This is a genomic window from Lacipirellula parvula (genome assembly GCF_009177095.1).
Lineage (GTDB): Bacteria > Planctomycetota > Planctomycetia > Pirellulales > Lacipirellulaceae > Lacipirellula > Lacipirellula parvula.
On record NZ_AP021861.1, the window covers coordinates 551916 to 568767 of the forward strand.

At 61.8% G+C, this 16852-nt stretch carries 13 protein-coding genes; 4 read left to right on the forward strand and 9 right to left on the reverse strand.

Annotated features, from left to right (window positions below):
- Positions 1 to 33: 33 nt before the first annotated feature.
- Entirely contained in the window at positions 34 to 894 is an 861-nt protein-coding gene (locus PLANPX_RS02100) for an EcsC family protein (RefSeq protein ID WP_152097124.1), read from the reverse strand.
- Between the two features lie 202 nt (positions 895 to 1096).
- Between PLANPX_RS02100 and PLANPX_RS02105 the strand changes: the two genes are divergently transcribed.
- Positions 1097 to 2248, forward strand: coding sequence for a rhomboid family intramembrane serine protease (locus PLANPX_RS02105; protein WP_152097125.1), 1152 nt, complete (start codon positions 1097 to 1099; stop codon positions 2246 to 2248).
- A gap of 74 nt (positions 2249 to 2322) precedes the next feature.
- Here the strand turns inward: PLANPX_RS02105 and PLANPX_RS02110 are convergent, their stop codons facing one another.
- From PLANPX_RS02110 to PLANPX_RS02140, 8 genes are all read right to left on the reverse strand, one after another.
- Positions 2323 to 3621, reverse strand: a complete 1299-nt coding sequence (locus PLANPX_RS02110) for a Gfo/Idh/MocA family protein (protein WP_152097126.1) — start codon at positions 3619 to 3621, stop codon at positions 2323 to 2325.
- A gap of 100 nt (positions 3622 to 3721) precedes the next feature.
- Positions 3722 to 5284 carry a PEP-CTERM sorting domain-containing protein gene (locus PLANPX_RS02115; RefSeq protein WP_152097127.1) on the reverse strand — a complete coding sequence of 521 codons (1563 nt, stop codon included), beginning with the start codon at positions 5282 to 5284 and terminating at the stop codon, positions 3722 to 3724.
- A gap of 99 nt (positions 5285 to 5383) precedes the next feature.
- On the reverse strand, positions 5384 to 6916 hold the full coding sequence (locus tag PLANPX_RS02120) for a PEP-CTERM sorting domain-containing protein (protein WP_152097128.1): 1533 nt from the start codon (positions 6914 to 6916) through the stop codon (positions 5384 to 5386).
- A gap of 113 nt (positions 6917 to 7029) precedes the next feature.
- A complete protein-coding gene (locus tag PLANPX_RS27110; protein ID WP_172991809.1) occupies positions 7030 to 7206 on the reverse strand; it encodes a hypothetical protein in 177 nt (58 codons plus the stop codon).
- A gap of 45 nt (positions 7207 to 7251) precedes the next feature.
- Positions 7252 to 8289, reverse strand: a complete 1038-nt coding sequence (locus PLANPX_RS02125) for a DUF1559 domain-containing protein (RefSeq protein WP_152097129.1) — start codon at positions 8287 to 8289, stop codon at positions 7252 to 7254.
- Positions 8286 to 10115 carry a LamG domain-containing protein gene (locus tag PLANPX_RS02130; protein ID WP_152097130.1) on the reverse strand — a complete coding sequence of 610 codons (1830 nt, stop codon included), beginning with the start codon at positions 10113 to 10115 and terminating at the stop codon, positions 8286 to 8288. The genes PLANPX_RS02125 and PLANPX_RS02130 overlap by 4 nt, the downstream gene beginning before the upstream one ends.
- Entirely contained in the window at positions 10112 to 10663 is a 552-nt protein-coding gene (locus PLANPX_RS02135) for a sigma-70 family RNA polymerase sigma factor (RefSeq protein WP_172991810.1), read from the reverse strand. Before PLANPX_RS02135 ends, PLANPX_RS02130 begins: the two co-directional genes overlap by 4 nt.
- Positions 10664 to 11058: 395 nt before the next feature.
- Entirely contained in the window at positions 11059 to 12024 is a 966-nt protein-coding gene (locus PLANPX_RS02140; RefSeq protein WP_152097132.1) for a metallophosphoesterase family protein, read from the reverse strand.
- A 301-nt stretch (positions 12025 to 12325) separates the two neighbouring features.
- Between PLANPX_RS02140 and PLANPX_RS02145 the strand changes: the two genes are divergently transcribed.
- The 3 genes from PLANPX_RS02145 (at position 12326) to corA (ending at position 16756) form a co-directional block, all read left to right on the forward strand.
- Complete coding sequence (locus PLANPX_RS02145; RefSeq protein WP_152097133.1) at positions 12326 to 13828, forward strand: sulfatase; 1503 nt, start codon at positions 12326 to 12328, stop codon at positions 13826 to 13828.
- Between the two features lie 133 nt (positions 13829 to 13961).
- Positions 13962 to 15587 (forward strand): sulfatase, encoded by a 1626-nt coding sequence (locus PLANPX_RS02150; RefSeq protein WP_198421837.1) that lies wholly within the window; start codon positions 13962 to 13964, stop codon positions 15585 to 15587.
- A 23-nt stretch (positions 15588 to 15610) separates the two neighbouring features.
- Complete coding sequence (corA, locus tag PLANPX_RS02155; RefSeq protein ID WP_152097134.1) at positions 15611 to 16756, forward strand: magnesium/cobalt transporter CorA; 1146 nt, start codon at positions 15611 to 15613, stop codon at positions 16754 to 16756.
- Positions 16757 to 16852: the final 96 nt, after the last annotated feature.

Genomic DNA, 16852 nt, shown 5'->3' on the forward strand with positions numbered 1-16852 from the left:
AAAAGTACTCCCACTGGCCGCTTTTGAGCGAAACTACTGTTCACCCAGCCGCTCGGCCCCGCCACGGGCAATCCGCTCGTACTCCGTCCGCACCTCGTCAACCCCGTACTTACGCTCCAACTGCCGCACCGTGAAGTGGGCGTCGGCCGTGTTCTGGAAATGGTCGACGAACAGTGCGTTGATCAACCCGCCGCCGATCGCGCCGACGATCGGCACGGCCTGGGCCGCCACCTTTTCTGAGACGGCGACGCCGAATCGCGAGGCGATATTCGAGATCAGTCGCGTCATCGCGGTGCTGGTTACCGCCGTAGAGCCCTTGGTGAGAATCTCGGCGGCGACCGTCACCTGCTGGGCGAGCGCTGCACGAGTGACGAAGTAGCCGACCCGAATCAGCCCTTCCTCGTCGCGGGCTCCTGGGTTCAGCACCTCAATGGCGCCCCCCGGTCGGCGGTCGTCGCCGCTACCCAAGGCAAAGACTTCCAGGCAGGCGAGCCGGGTTTCGGGATCGGAGAGTTTTTCACCCTTTGAGCGGGCGATGTCGCCGATCGAGCGGAGGATGATCATCGTCGTAATCGGCAGTTCGACGAACAGCGCCGGCGCCCCGAACATGCCGCCCGCCACGCCGCTGGCGGTCGCCGCCACTTTGTGGGCGAGATTCCAGGGCGCCTTCGGTTTCTCGTCGTCGAGCGTCTTTGCGGCCACGGCTAAAGCCTTGGTGAGGGCATGCTCGGTCGCGCCGTTGATTTCGCTCTGAACTCCCTCCGGGAGGCGTTCGATCAACCGTTCCACCGGCGTGCCGACGATGCCGGCGAGACGGGCGGCGAGGCCGGGACGTTCCAGTTGAGCAACGGCGCCGGCGAGGAGGGCGAGGTCGTGTTCGGAAAGGTCTGCCATTCAGGTGCTGCTCCGGAGGCGTCGACCGCCGGATCGCCAATCAAGACGGATTGGCAGGAAATCGGTCGATTCGACGCCGCAGCATTGTACGCGGCAAGTTCGCTCTGGAACTCCCTATTCCCTAGTAACTATTCTATGATACTGGCCGCTCCGGCAGTTCCTCCGGTCGCTTCCTTCCTCATTTCCTGCTCAGGCCGTCGCCATGTTCCCCTACACCTGCGACGCCCTGCTCTACCACCTGCCGATCGCCACCGGCGTGTTGATCGCCGTCAACATCGTGGCGTTTGTCGCGGCAGTTCAGGAAAAAATCGACGTCCATAGCGGCTGGCTGCTGGAGTACGGCACGGGGCTTCATCCGGTGCAGTGGCTCCTCTCGCCCTTCATGCACGGCGGCATCGAGCATCTGCTGGGGAATATGGTTTTTCTCTGGACGTTCGGTTTGGTGACGGAAGGCAAGCTCGGCTGGTGGCGGTTTCTGGCGGTCTATCTCGGCATCGCCGTGGGACAGTCGGCGCTGGAGCAAGCGATATTTCCGATGATCGCTCCCGACGTGCCGTTTACGCTGGGCGCCTCCGCGGCCATCTTCGGACTCGTGGCGATGGCGTGCATCTGGGCGCCGATCAACCAGCTGTCGGTGCTGGTGATTTTTATGTTGCGGCCCTTCACCTTCGAGGTCAGCGTCGGAGTGTTTGCCGCACTCTACGTCGGCCTCGATATCGTCTATTGTTTCATTTTCGGCACTGGAGCGATTGGATCGGCGACTCACCTGATGGGGGCCGCAATGGGAGCGGCGGCGGGGCTGGTCTTACTGAAGCTCGGCGTCGTCGAGTGCGAAGACTACGACCTGCTCTCGGTTCTCAGCGGCACGTACGGCAGCGACAAGCGGAAGAAACGCGAGGAAGAAAACTACTCCAAGCAACGCGTCGAACAGGTTGCCGATCAGGCGCTCGAAGCACAACGCAAATTCGCCGCCTACCTGAAGATCGGCCAACCGCAGCAAGCTTTGCTGACGTTGCAACGGGCCCGGCATCGCAACTTACGGCTCGACCCCGACCGCGGCGAACTGCTTGAACTGATTTCCGGCCTGCAGAAAGAAAAGCTGTGGGCTGACTCGGCGCCAGTGATGGCCGAGTTGCTCAAACGCTTCCCCGAGGGCTCGCACACGGTGCGGATCAAGCTGGCGCAGGTCTGTCTGGTGGAGCTTTCGCAGCCACAGCGGGCGTTTGATCTCGTCGACGCGATTCGCAGTGTTCAGCTGCCGCCGCAACTGGCGGCCGCGCGCGACAAAGTGCGAGCCGTTGCGCAGCGGCAGTTGAGCGAAGGCGAGGTGGAGATCGACGACGCGGCGTGGTGACGGCGAACAAGTTCGCCGCCACTGGTTTGCCTCGGGGCTCGAACGCCAATGAGAGCCGGTGGCTTTTAATTCTGCTACGCTAGCGTCGTCTTGCCCGGAATCGCTACGACTTCCGTCGGCACGTCGCCCCAGGCGTAGTCCTTCGGCCCGAGCCGCTCTGTGCTGTTCATCATCTGCTCCCAGGTGACGGTCTGGCCGGTGTAACCAGCCATCCGGCCCAGCAGTGCGATGCCGGTGCTATTGCACATGTACTCGCCGTTGTTGATCGGCGCACCCTTGCGGATGCTGTCGAACATTTCTTGATGCTCGACGAGGTACATGCTCGGCTGCTCGCCCTTGAAGCGCCACTTCCGCTTGCCGTCGCGGGCGAAGATGTCGCCGCGGAGCACTTCGGCCTGGCCGTCGGAACCGAGGACGCGCTCGTCGGTCCGCATGCTGCAGCCATCTTGCTGGCGACAGGTGAAGTAGACGCGCTGCCCCGTCGGGTATTCGTAGAAGACGGCGAAGTGATCGAAGACGTTGCCGTACAATGGATCGGTTCGCTGCTGTCGGCCGGCGAGCGACATCGCCTTCACCGGCGATTGATCGCCGAGCAACCACGCCGTCTTGTCGAGGCTATGAATCGCCTGCTCCATGATGTGATCGCCCGAGAGCCAAGTGTGATAGAGCCAGTTGCGAACCTGGTACTCCATCGGGCTCCACTGCGGGTTGTTGCCGCGATGCCAGAGGTTGCTGGTGTTGTAAGAGGATTCGATGGCGATGATGTCGCCAATCTGCTTTTCCTCCAGCAGCTGCCGCATCACCTCGCGAACTTTATGGTCGTACCGCCAGCACAGGCCGGAGACGACGGCGAGGTTCTTTTCCTTTGCCTTGCGGCTCGTTTCCAGCACGCTCTTCAGGCCCGGCGTATCGACGGCGACGGGCTTTTCAATGAAGCAATGCTTCCCCTGATCGATGACGTACGCGAAATGCTCGGGCCGAAAGTGGGGCGGCGTCGCCAGCAGCACGACGTCGCACGAGTCGACGACGTTCTTATAGCCGTCGAAGCCGACGAAAACATTTTCAGGCGTCACCTTCACCCGGTCGGCGACTTCCTTGACGTCGCGCAGCTGCTTGAGCGTTTCATCCGCTTTGTCTTGGAACGTATCGGCCACCGCGACGAGTTCTGCTTGGCCATCAGCCGACAACGCATCGAGGGCCGCCCCCGTGCCGCGTCCGCCGCAACCGACGAGGCCGACTCGCAGCACGTTGGTGCCGCCGGCATGAACCGTGCCCGGCATCGCGAGCGTCCCCAGCACGGCCGCGCCGGCGCCAAGCTGCGCCGAGGCGCCGAGGAAAGAACGTCGCGTAGGGTGTTGGATTCCGTCTGCCATGATTGGTCGCCTATTGGGGAGATGCCAAACTCTGCCGTCTTATTCTACACAAAGCCGCGCGGGGAGGGGGAGGAGTTCTCCCCCTCTCCTTCGCGTCAAGCTACCGCTTGAATGCGCCGCCAGCCCGGCGCCGGATGGAGCTCGCCCCCACGAGACTCAATCCTGCAAGTAGCATGGTCGAGGGTTCTGGAACGGCGGAGACAGCCGCGTTCGCGGCGCCCGCGCCGAAGTTTCGTTGCCAAGTCAAAAAATCGTTCCCGTCGAGGTCGACGCCGAAACGGGCCTTCCAACCGAACGTCGGGTCATTCAAGTCGATTGCGTTGACCGCTCCGTCTCCATTGAAATCGCCGGCGATCGCCCCGGCGAGCGAAAGCGTCACGCTCTGCTCGCCCGTTCCAGCGGCGCCGACGTACTTGGCCGAGGCAAGCGCGGCTTCGGCTTGCGCCAGGCTTAGGCCGCTGGAAAGAATCGAGCCAAGATTGACCGTTCCAGTAAGTCCAGCGAGCGTCGTATCAACCCAGAAGAGTTCCGATGCAATGTCGGTCGAGAGCGGCGTTCCCACGCTCGGCAACGTCGCCATTCCCGTCGTGAAGGGAGTTGCCGCATCGCTCAGCAAACGGAACGCGGTGATCTTGCCTCCTGCTGCGCCGCTCGCATTGAACGATACGGAGCCATCGGCCGGATTGTAGACCAACTTCGCTTTGCCGGCGGCGGGCGCCGTCAGACCAATGTTCGCGACATGCTGAAGCACATCGCCACCGTCGACGTCGCCGTTGCCGTCGAAGTCGCCGTCGTCACGGGCCAAGCCATCTGGCTTAGCCATCGGGACGGCGCTGCGCCAGCTGGTGAAGTGGCTAAACAGAATCGAGGTATCGGCGCTATTGGTCGCTCCGTCGCCGTTGACGTCGCCTTTAGCGAACGTTGACAACGTGCCCGGAACGCGCACGTTGTCAAAACCAATGTGCGCCCAAGAACCTTCGCCGTACGAGTCGATGAAATCGATTTGATAGCGACGGCCGTTGTTGGCGTACGGGGCCAACTCGGCCGACGTGAAGGTGATCGTGTCCCACATGCTGCGCGAGGGAGCATCGGTCGGGCGAGCTTTGCCGTCGTTGATGACGTTGCTGGCTTTGATCAGCATATACTGCCCATTGAGGGCGTCGCGCAGAGCGAAGCCTTGCATGTACTTGCCGTCTTGCACCTCGCCCGCTCCGCCGAAGTTGAACGCCGTGTTGCGTTGCATCGAGCCCAACTCGCCAGCATTGAGCGGATCGCCTTGAGCGACGTCGCCGGCGTTGCCGTTCTCGCCGTACCGCATGCCGCCGATCTTGTCGATCTGCAGGTTTCCGCCGGTGAGTTGGAACGTCGGCGAGCGCAAGACCATTGCCTTGTGTTGAGCGTTGCCGAAGTTGTCGCGGTCGGCCCACGGATTAATCGCGACGCGGTGCGTTCCCTGCGTGGCCGAGAGGAGATTGAAGCCGTTGCCGACGTCGATGACGTCGCTGGTCGATACCCATTTCGTGACGCTGCCGGAGTTTTGAAGCAGCGTGAATCCGTCGCCGGTTAGCCCGTTCTCGAAGCCGAAGACGAGTTGGGCGTTCGCTTCAGCGGCGCACGCCGTCGACATGATCGCCGCGGTTAGCAGTGAGAAGATTTTTTGCATCGGATGTCACCTCAGCGTGAAGAGTTCAGAAGAGCGGCAACGAGTCGGCCCGCCGGTCAAAGCGACCCGCGGGGCGACTCGCCGCCGATTATAGATCCGCTAAGCCAGATCGCCGAGAGCTAGCCGGCGCTGGCGGCTGATGCGCACTGCCCCCACAATGCCCATCAGCGCCAGCAACGCGGTCGACGGTTCGGGTACGGCGGCCACCGTCGCGGCGGCGGGCGGCGTCCCGGCGCCGAAGTTCCGCTGCCAGACGAGGAAGTCTTCGCCATCCAGATCGACGCCGAAGCGAGCCTTCCAGCCAAGCGTCGGATCGTTGAGATCCTTCGCATCAACGTAGCCGTCGCCGTTGAAATCGCCGTCGAGCGTCGGAACGACGACCGCGACGTTAAATTCGCTGATCGTCATCGTTTGCTCGGAGTCGAACAAATTCAAGCGGAAGCCTTTGATGTCGTTGATGTTGGAGATCGTGTCGGTGTACTTAGGGCCGAGCAGCGTCGATCCGTCTTTTGAGAAGACCGAGATCTCGATCGTCGTTTCCGACTTGAAGTACCATTCGATCTGCACGCCGTCGGTCAATGGGTTGTTGGCGAGCGAGGAACTCGTCGCCTCTGATTCGTCGAGGTCGCCGGGGCGTTCGTGGATGATTCGAGTCGCCGGACCGTCGAACGGACGAGCGCCGACGCGGGTGCTCACCAACAGTGCGTCAGAAGGATCGGAGGCGCTGCTCGTGAAGGCCCCGAGCGCTTCGGCGGTCCATGTGCCGAACGATCCGCCGCCGTCGTTGTCACGCGGCTCGTGCGTAAGTTGCAGATCGTAGCTAACCTTCGTGCCGACTACCGGCGTCAACGGCGTGACGGCGGCAAAATCGACCGATGTTTGATAGACGCCGTTGAAGGTCATCGTCGTCGGCGTGCCGACAATCTCTGACTTCACGTTCGGGTTGTCGCGGTGGGTCGGTTCGATGATCGACCAGGTGCGACCGAGGGCGGTCGTCGTATCGAAAACTCCCGTTTCGTAGCGGAAGTAGTCGCCGGGGAAATTGTTCGCGGCGTTCGGATACCAGTCGTTGCCGCTGGCCCCGCGGATGTAGTTCACGAAGTTGAACGCCGTGGCGCCGTTCATCTGCGAACGCGGAATGGCGGCCATGATGTCGACGGCGCCGTTCACGTCGGTGACGTTGTTCCAGGGCGTCCATTCGAGGTGATTCCACGCGGCGTCCTTTAGCGAGGCGCCGCTTAGCACCCGGTCGGCGCCGATGGCGAGCGTGTTGCTCGGGCCAAGCCAGCCGGTTTCGTCGTTCGAGTCGGTGTCGAACAGCGTGTACTGCAAATCGCCGGCGAAGCCCGACGTCTGATGGTAGCGAACAAAGAACCAGTCCTTCGTGTGGGCCACCTGCGTGTAGAACCAGTCGTACCCTTCGGAGGTGGCGTCGCCGGGGGCTTCGGTCTCAAACTTGGGAATTGCATTCCAAGCCTTCGGCGTGAGCCAGTTCGTGCCGCTGGCGAAATCATCGCGGACGAGGTTGCTCTGCATCGCCAATTCGCCTGCGTATGATGCGAGGCTTGGCAATGCAACGACCAACGCTGCAAGAGCGATGATGCGAGTCCGAATCGTTCCGACAGAGCTCATGATGTGGGTCACCCTTTGAAGTTGCCGAGCTGCGATAGCTTGGGAATTAGTAGAGACGTAACTTCACTGATGTTTGACTGAAACAATCTGAATCGCTGGTCAAGACCATACGGTTACTTGCTGCCCGACAACTCGCGATCCGTGGTGGCTTTCATTTCGGTTCGAATTTTTTCCAAGTCTTCGGGCGTTTTGTCGGCGGTCTCCGCCGAACCGCAGCCGAGGGAAGTTGTCAGCAAAGCTGCCAGCGCAAACGCGGCGGGATTGCTAAGAAGTTTTTGAAATGCGGACATATTGTCTCTCCTGATGTACGCGGTGGGCCGAGTGAACCGCGAGAACTACGAGCCGTTGCCGTCGCCAGAGTCGCGCGTCCCTTGGCTTGTCCAGACCTCGACGTCGATGCCGTCGGCGACGGTTTGAACGCTCCCGTCGCACATCGCGACGTTGACGACCCCCGTGTGACGGCTGCTGGCCGGCGCGATCAGTTCCCAAAAATCGCCGGCGGGGAGCCAGCAGGTCGAGTTCGGTGGAACGATGTGGTTGTACCAGCTGCGCCACATCGTTCCTTCGCCCCAGGGATAGCCGCGGTATCGCCACTCGCCGCTCCAAGGGATCGAGGCGGTGCTGGAGCTTTTTGCGAGGAATGCGCTTCGCAATCCGGCCAGCGTGCGCGATGAAGGCAAGCCGCCGAACTCGTAGCAATCGCCGAGCGGGTCGCCGGCGCCGGGCGAAGCAATGTCTGGCGCGAGTCCCGCCACCGCTTCCGAGAAGGCGGCGGTATTGCTCGTGCCGTCGGCAACCTGAGCCAGTGAGATCGCAGGCAGTGCGTCGGCGTTGCCTTCGCCCACCACCGGGCCGAAGACGCCGTCCCAGCCTTTCCAACGAACCCAAGTGCCGGAATTCGCGAAGTAGTTCGTCCAGCCTAGCGGCATCGAGCGGGCCGATGAATTGTCGGTCGGGCAAAGGTACGTCGGCGGTTGATTCGCTTGCGCGAGCAAGTTCGCATCGCTGTATTGGTTTTCTTTCTCACGGATCTGCCGACGCAACGCTTCTTGCTCGAAGTAAGGGAGCAATTGCACCTGCACAGAGAGATAAGCAGGATCCGTCGGGCCACTGGCAATTCGTGAAGTTTGTCCGGCCGGCAACAGCTTTTTGGCGCTCTCGTAGTTGAGCATAGCTAGGCCAAGCTGCTTCAGATTGTTCGTGCAACTCCTTCGCCGCGCCGCCTCACGCGCCGCCTGAACCGCCGGCAGCAGCAGTGCCACCAGCACGCCGATGATGGCGATTACCACCAGCAGCTCGACGAGCGTGAAGCCCCGTCGGCGATTGTCGCGCCGTTGCGACGCACGCGTTGGAGTGCGAAGAGAACAACTCATGGTGCCGAGCTCCTTCCGAGCGAGGCCAACAGCCAAGGCGAGGACGGGCGAAGCGCGGAGGTCTTCGAGGAAACCGTCGGCTGTCCAACCTGATAGTGTTCCTTAATCCGCTGCGGTTCGAGCGGATATCCGTAAAGAGCGATGTCGCTTAAGCGACCTTTGAACAGCCACGACGTGAGATATCGCGGCACGAACTCGGCGGCGCCGATCCGCGCCGGCCAGTCGAAGTCGGTGAGCGACACTTCTTGTTCGTGCTGCAGCACTTCTTCGCCGTTGACGTACAGCCGGCCGATGCCTCGCATGAAGCCAGGTTCAGAAACATCCGTCGGCGTAAACACGCCGACAACGTGCGACCACTCTTCGCGGTCGATCTTCTTGGGCGACTCCATGACGTTCCAGAGTTTGCCTCGCTTGCCGACGCCGGTCCAGAATTCCCACTGGTTGTTGTCGCCTGCGTAGAGCGTGATGCCGAAGCATTGCTGGTTCGGCGTGTACGATTCGAGCACCCACCGTGAGGTGAAAATCGCTTGGTATTGTGCAGGGCCCTCGGGACGAGCCCAGCCCTCAATGGCGAAGCCGTTCTGCAAGTTCACCGGCGGCTTACGGTCGGGTTCGATGTAGCTTTCGCCGTTGAAGTAAACGCCGCGCTCCGCATCGTCCGCGTCGTCATTTTCTTTCAACTCGGCAGGCCAGTTGCCAATCGGCAACCCGTCATGGCCATTTTGAGTGAGGTCGAGCACGCGGCGATTCTTCCGCACGCGGTACAGCGGCCAGTAGGCAACCGGACGATCGCCGAGGACGAGCTGCTGGTACTTGCTGAGCTGCTTTTCAATGTCGCTCCACTCGGTGACGATTCGCGGCAGCGGCCCGCGATCAGTCGTACGCAACGCGCCTTTGGCGCTACTTGGTTCAGCCACGATCCCTTCGCCAGAGTGGAGCACGCGAATCTTCTCGCCTTCGACGCGCTCCTGCGGCGTCGTCATCAGCGTGACGACCCCCTCGGAGACATAGATCGACGCGGAATCGTCATCGGAGGCTTCGAACGCGACGCTGGCGTCGAGACATTCGGCGGTGAGGAGCGGCGTTTGCAGCAACAGTCGTTGTCCGCCGCGCGCAGAGAGCCGGCCGCTGCGGACAAAGACGCTTTCGTTGCCGACGAGCGAAAACTCAGCAGGACCTTCAATTAGTAGCTCCGGACCGTCGTCGAGCTGAATCCGCATGAAGCCGACGGGTATCTGCACCACTTCGCCGCAGCGGAGCACCTGGCCGACTTGCATCGAGGAGCTGATCGCTTCCGCTGAGGCGTCGAGCGACAGGCCGCTGATTTTGCCGAGCTGCGTTTCTTGCAGCAGCGGCACTGGCGAGGCCGCCACCGGGGCGACGGTTCGCGGCGTCTCTTGTTCTTTCTCTGCCAGCAGGGGCGCCCAGCCTTGTTGAAAGAGGGCCACGGCCGCTGCCCCGGCGACGAACGCGATGCCGGCAGCCGCAGCCCAGGAAGGAAACCAACGCGACTTAAGATGGCGAACCCGCGGCGTCGCCGTCGAGGCTTCCGCTGACGCATCGCGTCGTGACGCCGCGGCGAGGCTCGGCCCGACGGAAGTTTCCGCCGGCGAAGGGGCCGAGGCATCGCCTGCAACAAGTGGTTCGTGCAACAGGAGATACGCCAGCCCCTCGCGGAGGTGGATGGCTTCCAGGTAGCGCCGTTGAGCCGCAGGGTTGTCGGCGATCAGCGTACGCAGACGTTCCCACTCCGTCGCGTCGAGATCGGCGATCGTCAGCTGATCGAGCAGCGGTTCGAGTTCGTCGTTGGGAAAGTCGATGCTCATTGAGGGTAGCCTTCCTGGCGTAACGAAACGCGAATACAGCGTTCCAGCCCTTTGCGAATGCGAGAGAGCGCCGTGTAGACGGCGTTGACGTCCTGGCCGCGACCGGCGGCGAGTTGTTGAACCGAAAGCCCGCGCCAGTAACGTTGGCCGAGCATTTCGCGCTGCCTCTGCGGCAGCTTTTCCAAACAGCCTCGCAGTGCTTGGTGGCGGGATTCAAGGAAGTCGGAAGTCTCGGCGTGAACGGCGGCGATCTGCTCGATCAAGCGGTCGTCGAACGAGACCCGCGACGATCCGTAGCGTCGCGAGTAGCTCATCAGTTCGAACCGGGCGATCGTGCACATCCATCTCACCAATTCTTCGTCGGGGGTCGCCTCGACGTAAGTAAACGTGTGGAGCTTCTGCCAAGCGACGAGATAAGTTGCCTGAACGACTTCGTCGACGGCGTCGGCGCTGGCGGCGGCGAGCGAAACGATGAACGACCGCACGCGGCGTTCATGTCGTGCGATGAGCACGACAAACTGATCAGGGCTCAGCGGCTTTTCGCTCACGGCGGCCAAACCGGGGTTGGTGGAAATGCGGAAATAGAAATCATCGGCGCATCATGCGCCGTCGTCCGCCCTTCCTGCCCCGCACGCTATGCGGCGGCGGCAGGGAACCTTACAGAAAAATTCATATTAACTTCGTAAAGTTCGCCCGCCGGCCAGAATTGCCGAGAAATCGCGGGTACTAGCACCGCGAGCCATATCGCGGCACAAGGCGAGCCGAAGGCTTCAGGCCTTCGGTAAACCACCAATCGACGCAATGCCAGCAGAGGATAAGAAGAGTAGCCGCACCGCCACGCGGTCCGGGCAGCGTCGCGCTCGGCTTGGAAATGTGGAGAGGCTCGCAACGCCTCCGGCTAATCGTTGGCGCCTGCGGGAATGGTTATCCGCGAGGACGCCGTTTACGCACGGACCTTCCAGTCGAACGGCAAGTAGGCATGCTCGAACGTCCCGTCGCTGTAGAGGTCGATCAACCCGTAGCCTTCGTCGCTGCGCCGCGGATCGCCGTTCCACCAGTCGCCGCAGACGGCGCCGTCGCAAATGTAGGTGATGCCGTCGACGTCGCAGCGATCGTTCAGGTGCATGTGACCGCTGAGGCAGAGCTTCACATTGCCATGCTTTTTGAACAGCGTGTGCAGCGCCGTCCCGTCGAGGTGCAACAGGCCGCCGGGGACGCGCTGATAGTCTTCGGTGACGGCTTCGTGATCAAACGAAAACGGCGTGACGGAGATGATCGGAATGTGCGAGACAACGACAATCGGCGTCGTCTTCGGCGTTTGCTCCAACTCGGTTTCTAGCCACGCCCGCTGCTCGGCGTCGAGGCCGCTGGTGTAGCGCTTCTCGAACGGACGGACGCTGTCGAGAACGATGAACTTCCATCCGCCCTGCTCGAACGTATGGTATGGCTTTGCCAGGCCGTACATCTCCAGCGCCCACGCCTTGCCGGCAAACTCCGAATCGTCCCAGCCGCGGCCATCGTGATTGCCGAGGCAATGTTGCACGGGGAGCGAGCAGTCTTGTTTAAAGACCGTGTTTAGCAGATTGGCAAGCTGCTGGCTCCGCTGGTGCGTGGCGCCAAACGCATCGAATACCGCGTCGCCGCCGGTGACGATCAGCTCCACCGGATCTTTGTGCGATTGAACATGGTGCAGACACTGGGCCAAACCATCGCCAGCGCCTTGCTCGGGCTTGACGTGAATGTCGGTCAGATGCGCGAACCGCAATGTCCGTTGCCGCTCCGCGGGCGCGGCTGCGACGGCCGAGCCGGCGCCGAAGCTAAGCAGCGGCGCCGCGGCCGCTCCGAAGGCGCCCCATTGCAGGCAGCTGCGGCGGGTAATGATGTTCGACGATTGAGGATCGGTAGGCATCTGTTGAACTCCTGCGATTGTTCTCGCTCGGCGTTGGCCGCCAGTACGACAAGATCGCCATTCAGCATAGCAGAAGTCGGTGAACTCCTGGAGCAGAGAGAGGCCGTGAAATGAGACAGTGTTGCGCCCGTCGGATCCCGCGGCTAGCCGTGTGAATTCGCAGCATGCGCTGAACGCCCTGCCCCGCCGTCGTCATTGACGCATCGCTCGTTACCACTGGTGCGGCAAATGCTGTAGGCTAGAGGGATCTCTGCAGCCGAAGTCTTTTCATCTTGGATGCGCTATGCGAGGAATCTTGTCGATGAATGTTGTGCCCCAGCGCGTGCTTGTCGCACGATTGCTTACGGTCGTCGGTTTGGCTTGCGTAGCGCTCAGCTCAACCTCGTCGCAAGCCGCAGCGCCGCCCGAGCGTCCCAACGTCGTCGTGATTTTCATCGACGACATGGGCTACGCCGACATCGGCCCCTTCGGCGCCACCGCTTACAAGACGCCGAATCTCGATCGCATGGCGGCGGAGGGGCGAAAGTTCACCGACTTCCATTCCGCAACGGCCGTCTGTTCCGCCTCGCGGGCCGCATTGCTGACCGGCTGCTATCCCGAACGCGTGAGTATTCTCGGCGCCTTGCGGCCTGATTCGCAGACCGGCATCAGCGACAAAGAGCGGACGTTCGCGGAGCTTTGTCAGGACCACGGCTATGCGACCGCCATCTTTGGCAAGTGGCACCTCGGCGATCGCCGCCGCTTCCTGCCGCTGCAGCATGGGTTTGACGAATACTACGGTCTGCCTTACTCAAACGACATGTGGCCCCGCGGACCGCGCGGCGAAGAGCTGCCGCCCGAATCGCCGAAGAAGAAAAACAATTACCCGAACTTGCGATTGTTCGATGGCGACGAAGTCGTCGATGAAGATGTGACCGGCGAGGACCAAACGCATCTCACGAAGGATTACACTCGCCGCGCGGTCGACTTTATCGATCGTCACGCGAAGGAGCCCTTCTTTCTCTACGTGCCGCATTCGATGGTGCATGTGCCGCTGTACGTGTCGCCCGAGTTTGAAGGAAAGAGCGGCGCGGGTCTGTTCGGCGATACTGTGATGGAACTCGATTGGTCCGTAGGCGAGATTCTCGCCGCGCTCAAACGAAACGGCCTCGATGAAAAGACGCTCGTCGTGTTCACTGCGGATAACGGCCCCTGGCTTAACTACGGCGATCATGCCGGTTCGGCCGGCCCGCTGCGAGAGGGAAAGGGAACGATGTTTGAAGGAGGCTACCGCGTCCCCTGCGTCATGCGGATGCCGGGCACGATTCCCGCCGGCACCGAGTGCGACGAGTTTTGCGTGACGTTCGATTTGTTGCCGACGGTGGCGAAGCTGCTCGGCGACGAGCCATCGACAGAGCGTCCGATCGACGGCAAAGATATTTGGCCGCTGATCACTGGCGTTGATGGCGCCAAGACGCCGCACAAAGAGTTCTACTGCTATTACGGTCGCGAACTTCACGCGGTGCGCGACGGACGCTGGAAGCTCCATTTGAAGCATCCGTACCGCACGCTCGACGGAAAGCCGGGCGGCAAGGGGGGCTACCCTGTCGAGTACAAGCAGACGCAGACGGGCGTCGAGCTTTACGACCTGCAGAACGACGTCGGCGAAACGAAGAACGTCGCAGCCGAGCATCCCGAGATTGTCGCCCGCCTGACCGCCGCCGCGGAGCGGGCTCGCGAACAATTCGGCGACGTCCTGACGCAGCGAGAAACAGGCTCCAGCGTCCGCCCGCCGGGGCAAGGCCGCCGGCAAGCGAGGAACTAAGGCCGCAGAAGCCGCTGTTTTCTCGGTACTGCCGCCCCTTATTGCCCATCTGCCGCGACGCTACCGACGAGCGCAGGTTCGGGTAGAATGGGGAGCTATGCGCTGGCCTCTCCCTCACAGCACCCGGGTCCACATGCCTCGCTCCAGACCTCGCGGCGTCGCCGTTATGGCGCTGGCGATCGCCGCTTTGCTCGGTTCGATCGCCCAGGCCGCTTCGCAGCCGAACATTCTGTTCATCTTCACCGATGATCACGCCTACCAGGCGGTCAGCGCCTATGGCGGCGGGCTGAATGAGACGCCGAATATCGATCGCCTCGCTAAAGAGGGCGTCCGCTTCGATCGCTGCTACGTCACCAACTCGATTTGCGGACCGAGCCGGGCGTGCGTCCTCACGGGAAAGTACAGCCACAAGAACGGATTCTGCACGAACCGCGATATCTTCGACGGCAAGCAGACGACCTTCCCCAAGCTCCTCCAAAAGTCAGGCTACCAAACGGCGATCGTCGGTAAGTGGCATCTGCAGAGCGAGCCGCAAGGTTTCGACCATTGGGAAGTGCTGCCAGGGCAAGGGCTTTACTATTCGCCGAAGTTCGACACTGCCGCTGGCCGCGTTACCGAGCCGGGATACGTTGCCGACGTCATCACCGGCAAGGCGCTCAACTGGCTGAAGCAACGCGACGCCGAGAAACCATTCCTGCTCATGGTGCAACACAAGTCGCCCCATCGCGAATGGTCGGCTAGCTCGAAGCACGTCGGCAAGTTCGCCGATCACAAGTTTCCCGAACCGAAAACGCTGTTCGACGACTACAGCGATCGCGCCGACGCCGCGAAGCAGGCGACGATGCGGATCGCCGACGAGATGCGGCTCAAGGAAGATCTCAAGGTCTACGATCCGCAAAGCGACTACGGCCGCACGATGCTGAGCCGCCTGAACCCTGACGAACAAAAAGCGTGGATCGCCGCCTACGAACCGGTGAACAAAGCGTTCGCCGAGGCGAAGCTTGAAGGCGATGAACTCATTCGCTGGAAGTACCAGCGTTACATGCAGGATTACCTCAGCACGGTGCAGTCGGTTGACGACAGCGTCGGCGAACTACTGGCGTACCTCGACGCGGCGGGCCTCGCCGATAATACCATCGTCGTCTACGCGAGCGACCAAGGGTTCTACCTCGGCGAGCATGGCTGGTTCGACAAGCGGTTCATGTACGAACAATCGCTGCGGACGCCTTGTCTCATTCGTTGGCCGAAGGTCGCGAAGCCGGGGACGGTCGAAGAGCGGATCGTTTCGAACGTCGACTTCGCCCAAACGTTCCTCGACGCAGCCGGCGTCGACGCCCCCGACGACATGCAGGGGGCGAGCATCGTGCCGCTCCTCAAGGGGGAAACGCCCGAAGATTGGCGGAAGACGTTTTACTACCAGTACTACGAAGGCCCGCCTGCCGAACACAACGTCGCCGAGCATTACGGCGTGACCGATGGCCGCTACAAGCTGATTCACTACTTCAAACTGAAGCAGTGGGAGTTGTTCGACCTCGTCAGCGATCCGGATGAACTCCACAGCGTTTACGGCCAGCCGGAGTACGCGAGCCAACGGCAGCGCCTCGGCGACGAGCTGACGCGGCTCCGTAGCGAGTTGGGCGTTACCGAGAACGAACCGCCGAAGCTCGACGAGCCCGAACTAAAATCGCGCCGTCAGCAAAAGATCGAGAATCGTCAACGGCGTCGGCAGATGCGACAATCGGCCAGCAGCTCCACCTAACAGGGCGGTCTCGTCCGCCGAGTATGTCGAAGAAATCGAAGAACGGTGCGAACCACCGGGCCCGGCAGCGGAAGCGGTTCGATCACACGATCCACCCGCACACCCGCCCCGGCACCGTCATCGTCCCCGAAGGCGCGCTGGCGCCGTTGCTGCACGTCACGGCGTACGGTCCCGACCAGATCGTCGAGAAGCGGAACGCCACGATCGCGCAGATTCGCGAGCTGCGGAACAAATATCCGGTGATGTGGATCGACGCCGTCGGCCTCGGCGATGCGGCCCTTATCGAAGAGATGGGCGAACTACTCGGTCTCCATCGCCTGTCGCTGGAAGACATGGCGACTGTGCCGCAACGCTCGAAGGTCGAAGACTACCCGCACCATCTGTTCGCCGTCACGCAAATTCCGACCTACAACGGCGACCTCTGCCTCGAGCAGGTAAGCATGTTCGCCGGCAAGGGATTTGTGCTTAGCTGGCGCGAACATGCCGGGAATTGTTTCGACATCGTGCGCAAGCGATTGCAAGTCACCAATGGCACGACGCGCTCGTCGGGCGTCGACTATTTGCTCTACGCGCTGGTCGACGCGGTGATCGACTCGTACTTCCCTGTGCTTGAGCAACTCGGCGAAGTGTTTGACGAATTGGACGATCGAGTCGAGGCCGACAGCGAGCCCGCCTGCATCGCCCAGATGCGCGACCTGCGACACGACGTCCGGCAACTTCGCCGCATCGTTTGGCCGTTGCGTGACGCGATCGACGACCTCGTCCGCAGCCCGCCCGAGCAGATCACGCAAGAAACGCTGATCCACTTCCGCGATTGCCATGATCACGCCGTGCAGATCATGGACACGCTGGAGAACTACCGCGACGCCGGCAGCGACCTCCGCGACTACTATGCGACGTCGATCAGCAACCGGATGAACGAGACGATCAAGGTGCTGACGATCATCTCGACGATATTCATGCCGCTTAGCTTCATCGCCGGGGTGTACGGTATGAACTTCGACGCCCACGAATCGGGCTGGGACATGCCGGAGCTGCGCTGGAAGTATGGATATCCATTCGCCATGGGCCTGATGGCCGTCGTCGCACTCGGGCAGCTGTGGTTTTTCCGCCGCCGCGGCTGGATCGGCAAAGGCAAGCAGCGCGGGAAATCCGTGGATGAAGGCTAACCATTCGAACAGGCCGTAGGGGCGCCACTGGCATCTTGCCAGTGAGAAGTGCCGAGCGAGTACCTGCTTCAGCACTGGCAAGATGCCAGTGGCACC

Bases quoted from the DNA above. Each gene is read 5' to 3' on its own strand.
- PLANPX_RS02100 (WP_152097124.1), bottom strand. From the start codon at position 894: ATGGCAGACCTTTCCGAACACGACCTCGCCCTCCTCGCCGGCGCCGTT.
- PLANPX_RS02105 (WP_152097125.1), top strand. From the start codon at position 1,097: ATGTTCCCCTACACCTGCGACGCCCTGCTCTACCACCTGCCGATCGCC.
- PLANPX_RS02110 (WP_152097126.1), bottom strand. From the start codon at position 3,621: ATGGCAGACGGAATCCAACACCCTACGCGACGTTCTTTCCTCGGCGCC.
- PLANPX_RS02115 (WP_152097127.1), bottom strand. From the start codon at position 5,284: ATGCAAAAAATCTTCTCACTGCTAACCGCGGCGATCATGTCGACGGCG.
- PLANPX_RS02120 (WP_152097128.1), bottom strand. From the start codon at position 6,916: ATGAGCTCTGTCGGAACGATTCGGACTCGCATCATCGCTCTTGCAGCG.
- PLANPX_RS27110 (WP_172991809.1), bottom strand. From the start codon at position 7,206: ATGTCCGCATTTCAAAAACTTCTTAGCAATCCCGCCGCGTTTGCGCTG.
- PLANPX_RS02125 (WP_152097129.1), bottom strand. From the start codon at position 8,289: ATGAGTTGTTCTCTTCGCACTCCAACGCGTGCGTCGCAACGGCGCGAC.
- PLANPX_RS02130 (WP_152097130.1), bottom strand. From the start codon at position 10,115: ATGAGCATCGACTTTCCCAACGACGAACTCGAACCGCTGCTCGATCAG.
- PLANPX_RS02140 (WP_152097132.1), bottom strand. From the start codon at position 12,024: ATGCCTACCGATCCTCAATCGTCGAACATCATTACCCGCCGCAGCTGC.
- PLANPX_RS02145 (WP_152097133.1), top strand. From the start codon at position 12,326: ATGAATGTTGTGCCCCAGCGCGTGCTTGTCGCACGATTGCTTACGGTC.
- PLANPX_RS02150 (WP_198421837.1), top strand. From the start codon at position 13,962: ATGCCTCGCTCCAGACCTCGCGGCGTCGCCGTTATGGCGCTGGCGATC.
- corA (WP_152097134.1), top strand. From the start codon at position 15,611: ATGTCGAAGAAATCGAAGAACGGTGCGAACCACCGGGCCCGGCAGCGG.